Annotated in this window: 15 protein-coding genes and 1 tRNA gene; 12 read left to right on the top strand and 4 right to left on the bottom strand. The window is 65.6% G+C overall.

The window, feature by feature from the left end; translation table 11 throughout:
• On the bottom strand, positions 1-605 hold a 605-nt coding region (gene rnc, locus VK533_RS05630), incomplete at its 3' end, for a ribonuclease III (RefSeq protein ID WP_324375816.1).
• Positions 606-757: 152 nt separating this feature from the next.
• On the opposite strand from rnc, the gene VK533_RS05635 reads away from it, so the two are divergent.
• Together VK533_RS05635 and VK533_RS05640 are read left to right on the top strand one after the other, a co-directional pair.
• Positions 758-1,024 carry a DUF2061 domain-containing protein gene (locus tag VK533_RS05635; protein ID WP_324375818.1) on the top strand — a complete coding sequence of 89 codons (267 nt, stop codon included), beginning with the start codon at positions 758-760 and terminating at the stop codon, positions 1,022-1,024.
• 42 nt (positions 1,025-1,066) lie between these two features.
• Positions 1,067-1,143: transfer RNA gene (locus VK533_RS05640), tRNA-His, on the top strand.
• A gap of 33 nt (positions 1,144-1,176) precedes the next feature.
• Here the strand turns inward: VK533_RS05640 and VK533_RS05645 are convergent.
• The gene (locus VK533_RS05645; protein WP_324375820.1) at positions 1,177-1,518 is read right to left on the bottom strand and encodes a hypothetical protein; all 342 of its coding nucleotides are present in this window, start codon (positions 1,516-1,518) and stop codon (positions 1,177-1,179) included.
• A 14-nt stretch (positions 1,519-1,532) separates the two neighbouring features.
• Positions 1,533-1,721 (bottom strand): hypothetical protein, encoded by a 189-nt coding sequence (locus tag VK533_RS05650; RefSeq protein ID WP_324375822.1) that lies wholly within the window; start codon positions 1,719-1,721, stop codon positions 1,533-1,535.
• Positions 1,722-2,236: 515 nt separating this feature from the next.
• Here VK533_RS05650 and VK533_RS05655 point away from each other — a divergent pair.
• Both VK533_RS05655 and VK533_RS05660 read left to right on the top strand, forming a co-directional pair.
• The gene (locus tag VK533_RS05655; RefSeq protein WP_324375824.1) at positions 2,237-2,869 is read left to right on the top strand and encodes a hypothetical protein; all 633 of its coding nucleotides are present in this window, start codon (positions 2,237-2,239) and stop codon (positions 2,867-2,869) included.
• Positions 2,870-3,160: 291 nt separating this feature from the next.
• Entirely contained in the window at positions 3,161-4,210 is a 1,050-nt protein-coding gene (locus VK533_RS05660; protein ID WP_324375826.1) for a Glu/Leu/Phe/Val family dehydrogenase, read from the top strand.
• A 99-nt stretch (positions 4,211-4,309) separates the two neighbouring features.
• Here VK533_RS05660 and VK533_RS05665 read toward each other — a convergent pair whose 3' ends face one another.
• On the bottom strand, positions 4,310-5,221 hold the full coding sequence (locus tag VK533_RS05665; protein ID WP_324375828.1) for a DMT family transporter: 912 nt from the start codon (positions 5,219-5,221) through the stop codon (positions 4,310-4,312).
• An 87-nt stretch (positions 5,222-5,308) separates the two neighbouring features.
• On the opposite strand from VK533_RS05665, the gene ccmC reads away from it, so the two are divergent.
• The 8 genes from ccmC to VK533_RS05705 all read left to right on the top strand — a co-directional run.
• The gene (ccmC, locus tag VK533_RS05670; protein WP_324375830.1) at positions 5,309-6,025 is read left to right on the top strand and encodes a heme ABC transporter permease CcmC; all 717 of its coding nucleotides are present in this window, start codon (positions 5,309-5,311) and stop codon (positions 6,023-6,025) included.
• Entirely contained in the window at positions 6,022-6,171 is a 150-nt protein-coding gene (locus tag VK533_RS05675) for a hypothetical protein (RefSeq protein ID WP_324375832.1), read from the top strand. The genes ccmC and VK533_RS05675 overlap by 4 nt, the downstream gene beginning before the upstream one ends.
• Positions 6,172-6,176: 5 nt before the next feature.
• Complete coding sequence (ccmE, locus tag VK533_RS05680) at positions 6,177-6,611, top strand: cytochrome c maturation protein CcmE (protein WP_324375834.1); 435 nt, start codon at positions 6,177-6,179, stop codon at positions 6,609-6,611.
• Positions 6,608-8,530: a heme lyase CcmF/NrfE family subunit gene (locus VK533_RS05685; RefSeq protein WP_324375836.1), complete on the top strand. Its 1,923-nt coding sequence runs from the start codon at positions 6,608-6,610 to the stop codon at positions 8,528-8,530. The genes ccmE and VK533_RS05685 overlap by 4 nt, the downstream gene beginning before the upstream one ends.
• Positions 8,523-9,050, top strand: a complete 528-nt coding sequence (locus VK533_RS05690; RefSeq protein WP_324375838.1) for a redoxin family protein — start codon at positions 8,523-8,525, stop codon at positions 9,048-9,050. The genes VK533_RS05685 and VK533_RS05690 overlap by 8 nt, the downstream gene beginning before the upstream one ends.
• Positions 9,047-9,451 carry a cytochrome c-type biogenesis protein gene (locus VK533_RS05695; protein ID WP_324375840.1) on the top strand — a complete coding sequence of 135 codons (405 nt, stop codon included), beginning with the start codon at positions 9,047-9,049 and terminating at the stop codon, positions 9,449-9,451. The genes VK533_RS05690 and VK533_RS05695 overlap by 4 nt, the downstream gene beginning before the upstream one ends.
• Complete coding sequence (locus VK533_RS05700) at positions 9,448-10,074, top strand: tetratricopeptide repeat protein (RefSeq protein WP_324375842.1); 627 nt, start codon at positions 9,448-9,450, stop codon at positions 10,072-10,074. Before VK533_RS05695 ends, VK533_RS05700 begins: the two co-directional genes overlap by 4 nt.
• 103 nt (positions 10,075-10,177) lie before the next feature.
• A partial coding sequence (locus VK533_RS05705; RefSeq protein ID WP_324375844.1) for a cyclic nucleotide-binding domain-containing protein occupies positions 10,178-10,499 on the top strand: 322 nt, incomplete at its 3' end.

Genomic DNA, 10,499 nt, shown 5'->3' on the forward strand with positions numbered 1-10,499 from the left:
ACGCTGCCGCCGCGCTTGCCGCCGACCTCGACCTTGACCGTGAACAAGGGAGCGTGGTGCGGACCATGCTGTCCCACCAACGTATAGACGGGCGGGGCGCATTGACGCGCGGCGGCCCATTCCTGCAGCGCGGATTTGGGATGCTTGGGCGCTTCGGCGCCGCGGTCGAGCTTGCCGTCCCAGGCGCGGCGGACGAAGACAGTGGCGCCGTCGAGCCTGGCCTCGAGATAGATCGCGCCAATCAGCGCCTCGACGACATCGCCGACGACATTGTCGCTCAGCTGCGCACCGTCGTCGCGCGCCTGCTTGCCGAGGATGAGGTGTGCGGGCACGTTCAGTTCGCGGCCGACCTCGGCGCAGACTTCGCGGCTGACCACGACGTTCAATCGCGCCGACAAATTGCCTTCGGGATCGTCAGGGAAGATTTCGTAGAGCCAGGTCGCGATCGCGAGGCCGAGCACGCGATCGCCGAGGAATTCGAGCCGCTGATAGGTCGGCCCACCCTGGCTGCCATGCGTCAGCGCACGCCGGAACAGGGCGATGTCACGCGGCTCGTGGCCAAGCGTGTCGCGAATCCAGGCGGCAAAAGCGGTATCGGGGGTCATCGCGCCCGCCCTAGCTGAGCCAGCGCCCGGGGCCAAATCGTGCATTTTCCGGATCCGTTTCCGGCCAAGTTCCGGTTCTGACGACTCAAGCCAAACCTCGTGGACGGTGCGGGAGGTCGGCCCGTACAAGCCGCCGCTAAGAGGAGACGTGCATGTTCCTGTTCCGTGGCCGTGAATCGCACCCGCGCTCCTTCGTGAAGGCGGTCAGCTGGCGCACATTGGGATCGATCGACACGTTCATCCTCGGCCTGATCTTTACGCAGGACGTGAAGACGGCGGGGTCGATCGCGGGGACAGAGGTCGTCACCAAGATATTGCTTTATTATTTCCACGAACGGTTGTGGGCGCTGGTGCCGTGGGGACACGGTCGCAACGAAGCGCAGCCGGAAACCTTGACCGCGACCGCAGGGCAACTCTAAGGGGCTGCTCGCGCGTCCGCAAAGGCGGACGGCGACAGCGTGGCGGTTGTAGCTCAGTTGGTTAGAGCATCGGTTTGTGGTACCGAGGGTCGCGGGTTCAAGTCCCGTCATCCGCCCCACTTCTCAAGTACTTAGCGGTAATTTTTGAGAAGTCACTCGGTTTTGGGTTTACATAAAAAGCCCAATTCCTTCGATTGTTTACAGCTCGGCGTTCGAAGCGATTCGCTAGATTTCTGAATTTTCACCGTTTTTTTAGGTGGAGCATCGGTTTTTCCGGCCTGATTCCCAAGGCCTGTGGCTAGGCGGGCCTGACTCGCTTTCCAAAGATCAAATTCATCGTCGATCGACACGTTCTTGCCCGATAGCTCCCGAGCTTGGATCGTGATCCGGCCCGGTTGGATTTCTATGGACGCGATCTCAATGCCAGCCCGTTCGGCGGCGGCGATCACCCGCTTGATTTCGACGGTCGGCGGAAATTTTCGGATGGCGGGCATGGGGGGCGATCGGGCTATTTGCAGGTCGTGTAGACGCCCACCGTAATGCAATGGACGATCGTTCCATCGCTATTTTGCTGCGTCCATTCCCGATTGGCCGTCTGGGTCTGCTGCATTCCTGCCGAGGTGCTCTGAAGCATCTGTTGGGAGTTGGCCTGCATACCCTGAGCCCAGGAGTTGGTCTGCGCCAGGAAGTCATCCATGTGGTTCGCTGGATCGCTCGGCCCGAGGACACAGCCACTAAGGCTGAGGCATGCCCCTGCAAGGGCAACGACTGTGGCGATTCTCTTCATGATGTTGCTTCCCCCAGTGATTGTTAGCTGAAGGACATGAATTGTGGCGGGTGCTGGCAGCTAGGTAGATGCCTGCCTCCAGCCTTGCGCGCATCATCTTCCAAAAGATTCATCGCTCTGGCGCCAATGACATGTCCCCGTGTTCGCCCCGGCTGGTGCCGGGACGGTTAGTCACGCGCGAACACGGGTAAGCACGCCCCGCATATTTGGCCTTTCGGCCTGTTGTATTCAGCGGGCCGCCCGACGTGAGCGGACCCGTGTTCGGCGCATGATGCGCACCTCGATCTGGTGACTAAGCCGTCCCGAGGTATGGTGACCCTAAACGGTTGTGGGAGTGACACGCAAGCGCTCGCGACCTTAGGCTCGGTGGCAACGTCCGCTTCCGACCCAATTGCGGACGTTCATGCGCTGTGAGACAAATGGATATGACTAGCTTCCGTGTGATCTTGGCGCTCATCGCGATGGCGCAATCGGTTGGCATCCAAGCGGCGACGAACTCGGCAATTACGAAGGTCCTTAGCGGGGCAACTGAGATCGCCCTTCACACGGGCGTAAATCGCGTGCCCGATTTCGCGAGCGATGGGCGCGAAGCGCTAGTTGTCGTCGGTTGGCGAGGGAACGGCAACGCGCATGGGTATTCCCTCTTCACGATCCTCATGCAGAATGGCGAGCAGCCCCGTGACTGGAATATAGTCGGGGTAGATCACAAGGCTCGCTTCGAGGACACCGTCTCGGATGATCCTCACACCGGAGAAGACATTGTGTCTTCTGTGAGATTTGTGAGGGCATATTTCAAACAGCGCCGCCAAAGCCTCATCGTGGTCGCAACCCGTCACTGGAAGGATTCCATTCCCGAGCCCGCGAACACGACGATCGATGTGTACGCGTTGGCGAGGAGCCAAGGCGACATCGGTGAAACGGCGGATTTCTTCTCCCGCGTACTGACCACCCAATCCCGACTCAAATATTGCAACGCTGACATGGCGCTTAAGCAGGAAGCCGGTCTTCCGTTGCCTCCGGACTACGCCGGCAGCAAGACTTCGACGGGGTGCCTTTGATACGACTGCTAACCACCAATAGCAGACATCTGCGCAGCGCCGTTTTCCGAGAAATTGAACGTCAAAAAAAGATGCGGGCGGTTTACAGCGGCAGGGTAAGTTATTGAGATGTAAGGGGCGGTCAGGGATTTGGTTTACAAAAAAATCCAATGAAATCAATGTAGCTTCGGGATTGTGGTACCGAGGGTCGCGGGTTCAAGTCCCGTCATCCGCCCCAGCTTTTTCAGGCTTCCGAACAAGCGCTCACAAGATTATTGCGCTGGACAGCAATTTTCTTAGCGAGTGAGAATCATGCCTGCGGTTTGGGACCTGCCCGATTTCGACGCCCATGAAGGCGTTCATTTCTTTTCGGATGAAGCCACGGGCCTGCGCGCGGTCATTGCGATTCACTCGACACACCTCGGACCGGCGGCGGGCGGCACCCGTTTCTGGCACTATGCCGACGCCAATGAGGCGGTGACCGATGCGCTGCGCCTGTCGCGCGGCATGAGCTTCAAGAATGCGATGGCGGGCCTGCCCGCCGGCGGCGGCAAGGGCGTGATCCTGGCCGACGCGAACCGGACCAAGACGCCCGAAATGCTGGCCGCCTTCGGCCGCGCGATCGAATCGCTCGGCGGACGTTACGTCACCGCCGAGGATGTCGGCATGGGCGAGGCCGATCTCGTCGCGATCGGACGCGAGACGCGCCACGTCTCCGGCTTGCCGGTCGGCGAGGGCCTTGCCGGGGGCGATCCCGGCCCGTCCACATCGATGGGCGTATTCCTGGGTGTCAAGGCCGCGATCAAGCATAAGCTCGGCAAGGACAGCGCGGCGGGCGTGCATGTCGCGATCCAGGGCGTCGGCTCGGTCGGCGGCGGGCTCGCGCGGTTGCTGGCGGCAGAAGGCGCGAAGCTTACCTTGGCCGACGTGGATCAGGCACGCGCGGCGAAGCTTGCGGCCGAACTGGGCGGATCGGTGGCCGATGCGGTGAACATATTGTCGATCGCGGCGGACGTGATCAGCCCGTGTGCGCTCGGTGCGATCCTGACCGCCGAATCGATTGCGGCGCTCAACACGCCGATCGTGGCGGGGGGTGCCAACAACCAGCTCGCCACGCCCGAGGACGGCGACCGGCTGCACAATCGCGGCATCCTCTATGCGCCCGATTATGTGATCAACGCGGGCGGGATCATCAACGTCACGCTCGAATATCTGGGGCAGGGCGACCGCGCCGAGGTCGAGGCGCGCCTGCAGCTGATTCCGGGCCGGCTCGAGACGATCTGGGCGGAAAGCGCCGCCACCGGCGAAACCGAGGCGCGCGTCGCCGATCGCATGGCGATGGCGCTGATCGGGCGGGCTTAAGTTGTTCCCCTCCCACTTGCGGGAGGGGCCAGGGGAGGGGAATCCCGAGATTAGATAGCCCCTCCCCCGCCCCCTCCCACAAGTGGGAGGGGAGAAATTTCAACTAGATTCGGGCATGGCGCCGGCCTCGGCCGGGATCCGCCCGCGCGCATGTTCGCGGTAGGCGGTGTAGATGCCGCTGGCCGCGATCAAGGCCGCGCCTGCCAGCATCAGCCAGGTCGGCGGCGACAGGAAGACCAGCCAGCCGATCGCAATGCCCCAGACGATCTGAAGGTAATCGAGCGGCACCACCACCGATACCGGTGCGAAGCGCAGCGACGATGTCATGGTGAGCTGGCCGAAGCCGCCGAGCAGCCCCGCACCGGCGAGCATCGCATAGGTCAGCGCGTCGTGCGTGTGTCCGAAGAAGGGCAGCAAAGCGATGCCCGCGATCAGCGAGAAGATCGTGAACCAGAATACGATCGCGGCGGTATGTTCGGTGCGGCTGATCTGGCGGACGGTGATCATCACCGCGGATTGGCCGAAGGCGGCGGCGATGCCGACGACCAGCCCGATCATGGTGATGCCGTCGCCCGGCCGCGCCACCAGCAAAACGCCGACGAAGCCGACCGCGACCGCGCCCCAGCGGCGCGGGCCGATCCGCTCGCTCAGGATCAGGCCCGACAGCAGGGTCGCGACGATCGGCGCGGCATAAGTGAGCGTGGTCGCCTCGCCCAGCGGCAGCAAGGCGAGCGCGCCGAAGGTGAGCAGCATCGAGGTGAGGCCGATCGACGAACGGGTCAGATGCGCGAGCGGTGCGCGCGTCTTCACCGCTGCCCAGCCCGGGCCGAAGCTGATCCAGATCGCGACCACGATCAGCGCCCAGGCATTGCGATAGAAAATCATTTCGGGGGTCGCGACACCGTGGACGCTCGCACCCTTCAACAAGGCTGACATGCCGGCGAAGGCGGTCGCCGAACCCGCGCGCATCGCGATGCCGAGCAGGCGGCGGTCGGGTTCGGGGCGATCCACCGGCCTGCGCTTGGCGGGCAAGGGGGCTTAGCGCAACCCGCCTTTCCACACCCGGCCGGCTCGACTAATGCGGGCCGGAGTTACCCCATGCACCGTTTCGCCAATCCCGCCCGCTTCGTGCGCCTCGCGCGTCCGCTGACCGCCTGGTTCGGCTGGGGCGGAATGCTGCTCGTCGCGATCGCGCTGACCGGCGGGCTGGTGCTGACGCCGCCCGACTACCTGCAGGGCGACACCGTCCGGATCATCTACATCCATGTACCGTCGGCCTGGCTGGGCATGGCGGGCTGGGCCGGGATCGCGGTGGCGAGCTTCATGCAATTGGTGTGGCGGCACCCGCTCGCGTACGTCGCCGCGCGCGCCACCGCCGCGCCGGGCGCGGTCTATGCCGCGATCTGCCTGATCACGGGGTCGATCTGGGGACGCCCGACCTGGGGCACCTGGTGGGAATGGGACGGACGGCTGACGTCGATGCTGATCCTGTTCTTTCTTTATCTCGCTTATATCGCGCTCGCCCAGGCGGCGGGGCGCGAGGAAGGCGGGCAGAAGATCGCGGCGATCTTCGGGCTGGTCGGCGCGGTCAATCTGCCGATCATCCATTATTCGGTTTTGTGGTGGCGCACGCTCCATCAGGGCGAGAGCATCGGCCTGACCGGATCGACGATCGACAACCGCATCTTGTGGCCGATCCCGATCGCGGTGGTCGGCTTCAGTCTGATCTTCGTGAGCGTCGTGCTGATGCGGATGCGGGCGATGCTGGCCGATGCGAAGGTCGAGGCGCGGCTCAAACGATTGGCGACAGCATGACCGCGACGTTCGATGCCTGGCCGTTCGTGATCGCGGCCTATGTGGTGGCGATCGGCGGGACGCTCGGCCTGCTCGGCTGGGCGCTGGCGGCCTTGCGCCGGTCCGAGGTGCGCGCCGACGCGCTCGACCGTCAGGGCAAGGCCTGACGGCCATGAAACCCAAGACACAGCGATTGGCGCTGGCATTGCTGGCGGTGGCGGCGATCGTCGCGGCGGCCTTGCTGGCCTTGTCCGCGCTCAAGGATCAGGCGGCCTATTTCTACACGCCGAGCGACGTGGCCAAGGTCCATCTTGAACCGGGCGCGGCAGTGCGGCTGGGCGGCATGGTCGAGAAGGGATCGATCAAGCGGCTGCCCGATGGTGTCACGATCACCTTCGTCGTCACCGACGGCGGGGCGAGCGTGCCGGTCCGTTTCTCGGGGATCGTGCCGGCGCTGTTCCGCGAAGGATCGGGCGTGGTCGCCGACGGCAAGTTCGATGCGGCCGGGCAATTCGTGGCCGCCACGATCCTCGCCAAGCATGACGAGCGCTATGTGCCGCCGCAGGTGGCGGGCGCGATGCACAAGAGCGAGAGCTTGAGGAAGTGATCGCCGAGGCCGGCCTTGCCGCGCTCTGGCTCGGCGCCGCCTTGTGCGCGCTGCAGCTGATCGCGGCGGCGTTCGCGGTGCGGGGCCAGGCGGAACTGGCGGCGATCGTGCGGCCGGTCGCGGTCGCGCAGGCGGTGCTGACCGCCGCCGCCTTCGCGATCCTGATCTGGCTGTTCGTGCGGGTCGACCTGTCGGTGAAACTCGTCTTCGAGAACGACCATAGCGAGAAGCCGCTTCTCTATCGCTTCGCAGCGACGTGGGGGAACCACGAAGGCTCGATGCTGATGTGGGTCACGATCCTGGGCGTGGCGGGCGCGGCGGTGGCCCTGTTCGAGCGCAAGCTGGAGGCGCGCACCTTGTGGGCGACGCTCGGTGGGCAGGCGGCGATCGCGCTCGGTTTCTACGCTTTCCTGCTGTTCGCCTCGAACCCGTTCGACCGGCTCGATCCGGCGCCGCTGGAAGGGCAGGGGCTCAATCCGCTGCTGCAGGACCCGGGTTTGGCCTTCCATCCGCCCACGCTCTATTGCGGCTATGTCGGTCTGTCGGTCGCTTTCTCCTTCGCGATCGGGGCGCTGGTGACGCGCGACGTCGGTCCGGCCTTTGCGCGCGCGATGCGGCCATGGGTGCTGGGCGCGTGGATATTCCTGACGCTCGGCATCACCGCGGGCAGCTATTGGGCCTATTACGAGCTTGGCTGGGGCGGCTGGTGGTTCTGGGATCCGGTCGAGAATGCCTCGCTGATGCCGTGGCTGGCGGCGACGGCGTTGCTCCATTCGGTGACGGTGCTGGCGACGCGCGACGGGCTGCGTGCGTGGACCCTGATGCTGGCGGTGATCGCCTTCTCGATGAGCATGGTCGGCACCTTCCTGGTGCGTTCGGGCATTCTCACCAGCGTCCACGCCTTCGCGGTCGATCCGCGGCGGGGCTCTTTCCTGCTGGTGCTGCTGTTCCTGTATATCGGCGGCGCGCTGGCTTTGTTCGGCGCGCGCGTCGGCACGGTGCGCGAGGGCGCGCGTTTCGATCCGGTCAGCCGCGAGGCGGGGCTGGTCGCGAACAATCTTTTGCTTTCGGCGATCCTGGGGATCGTGCTGGTCGGCACGCTCTATCCGCTGATCGTGGAGGCCGTGTCCGGCACCAAACTTTCGGTCGGGCCGCCTTACTTCAATGCCGCCGCCGGGCCGTTGGCCCTGATCCTGGTCGCGGTCATGGGCGCAGCCCCGCTACTGCGCTGGCGGCGCGACAATCTGCGCCTCTTGCTGCGGCGGATCGCGCCGGCGGCTATCGCCGCATTTATCGCGCTGGTGGCGGTCAAGCTCGCCGCGCCGACGATCCGGATCCTGCCCTGGCTCGGGCTCGCACTGGCAGCGGGGCTCGCATTGGCCAGCGTCGCGCCGCTGTGGCGCCGCAATCTGCTGCGTACGCCCTTGTTCGTGTGGGGTATGGTCGTGGCGCATTTCGGCATAGCGGTCAGCCTCGCGGGCATGGCGTGCGATAGCAGCTTCACGGTCGAGAAACTGGTCGCGGCGCGGGTCGGCGAGACGATCGCGGTCGGGCCCTATCAGGTTCGGTTCGCGGGCGTGGACCCGACCTTCGGGGCGAACTGGCAGGCGCTCGAGGCGACCCTGGAGGCGCGGCGGGGCGATGGTGATGCGCTGATCCTGCAGCCGCAGGCGCGCTTTTACTGGGCGCCGCCGACCGAGACCAGCGAGAGCGCGATCCACACCGCGATCGACGGGCAGCTTTACACCGTGCTCGGCAAGGCGACCGGCGATGGGCGGTGGCAGCTGCGTCTGTGGTGGAAGCCGTTCGTGACCCTGATCTGGGCCGGCGGTGCGCTGATCGCGATCGGCGGCACGCTCGCCCTGATCGGCCGCGTCTGGCGGGGACGCACACGGCGGCAGGAGGCGTTCTATGAATGAGCGCATGAAATGGGCGCCGCTGATCGCCTTCATCCTGCTCGGTTCGGCGCTGACCTATGGCCTCGCCAAGCCCGACGACACCAACATCACGTCCAAGATGATCGGCGCGTCGGTGCCGAGCTTCGTGCTGTCCCCCGCGACGGCTGGGCTGCCCGGTCTTTCGAGCAGCGATCTCGCCGCCGGCAAGCCGCATCTGGTCAATATCTTCGCCAGCTGGTGCGTGCCATGCGTGGCGGAGGCGCCGCAATTGAAGGCGATCGCGGATGCCGGCGTGCCGGTGGTCGGCATCGCGGTGCGCGACAAGCCGGAGGCGCTGGCGCGGTTCCTTGGCCGCAACGGCAATCCGTTCCGCGCGATCGGCGCCGACGATGCGAGCCAGGTGCAGATGGCATTCGGATCGTCGGGCGTGCCCGAAAGCTTCGTCGTCGACGGCAAGGGCATGATCCGCCAGCAGACGATCGGCCCGATCAACCCGCAGGACGTAGCGGGCGTGATCGCGGCGGTGAAAGCGGCGCGATGAAGCGGCTCCTGATCGCCTTCGCCCTGGTCGCCGCGCCGGCGCTGGCGGACAGCGATCTGCCGCCCGCGCCATTGGCCTATACGCAGCTGCCGGATCCCCGGCAGGAAGCGCAGGCCCAGGCGCTGATGGAGACGATCCGCTGCCTGGTTTGCCAGGGTCAGTCGATCGCCGATAGCGACGCCGAACTGGCGGGCGACATGCGCGCGATGATCCGCGAGCGGATCGCCGCGGGCGAAAAGCCGGCCGCGATCCGGGCGTGGCTGGTGCGGCGCTATGGCTCATGGGTGAGCTACGAGCCGCCGCTCGATCGCACCACCTGGCTGCTGTGGGCTGCGCCCTTGTTGTTCGTCGCGATCGGCATCGCGGTTGCGCGCCGCAGCTTCCGGCGGAGGCGGGCATGAACGGCTGGCTGATCTCGCTGCTGCTGGCGATGGTGACCGCCGCCGGACTGGTCGTGCTTGCGCGCCCGGGACGCGGCGCGCTCCAACTGATCGGCGCGGCGATGCTGGTCGGGCTTGCCGGCTATGCCTGGCAGGGCCGCCCGGCGCTGGCGGGCCATCCGGCGCCACCCAACGAGGGGCGCCGCGGCCACGACACGTTGTTCGCGCATGAACGCAAAATCTGGCTGGAAACCGTCGGTTTCGATGCGCTCCAGCTCGACGGGGCCGACGCCTTCATCGGCAATGGCGATCCCGATTATGCGGTGGGCGTGATCCACGCCTTTCTGGCGCGCGAGCCCGACAGCATGATGCTGTGGCTGGGCCTCGGCAACGCGCTCCAGGCCGATGCCGACGGCGCGCTGACGCCGGCCGCGCATTACGCCTTCGAGCGCGCCGCGGCGGTCGCGCCCGGCAATCCCGCGCCCCAATATTTCCTGGGGTTGGCCTATCTGCAGATGGGCGACGCCGAGGGCGCGGATGCGACCTGGCGCGATCTGCTGGCCAAAGCGCCGGCCGACGCGAAGTGGCGGGCGAAGCTGCAGAGCCGGATCGCGCTGATCGAACGCTTCCGTTCCGTTCACTAGAGCCTGATCGATCAAGGTTTAGCCCATGTTCTTGACGGCCCTCTGGCCGAGGCGCAGATCACCGCCGGGTATCGGGTAACAGAGCGTAGGGCAGGGCGGGAACATGGCGACAGGAGCAAGGGCGCAAGCCGCCGAGGGCGATGAAGACCTGATCATCGCGTCGCTGCTGCGCGCGATCGAGCGGCGCGATATTCTCTCGGACGAAGAACGCGCCGCCTTGACCAAGGGGCTCGCGGAAATACGGGTCCATGCGCCGGGCGACACATTGATCCGCGCCGGCGTGCCGGCCGAATACAGCACCTTGCTGATCGGCGGATTGCTGGCGCGCGTTTATTATATGTCGGAGGGCAAGCGCCAGATCGTGGCGATGCATTTGCCCGGCGACTTCGTCGACCTCCACAGCCTTCTGCTCAAGCGGCTCGACC

Origin of the sequence: Sphingomonas sp., from assembly GCF_035317925.1 — a bacterium.
Lineage (GTDB): Bacteria > Pseudomonadota > Alphaproteobacteria > Sphingomonadales > Sphingomonadaceae > Sphingomonas_I.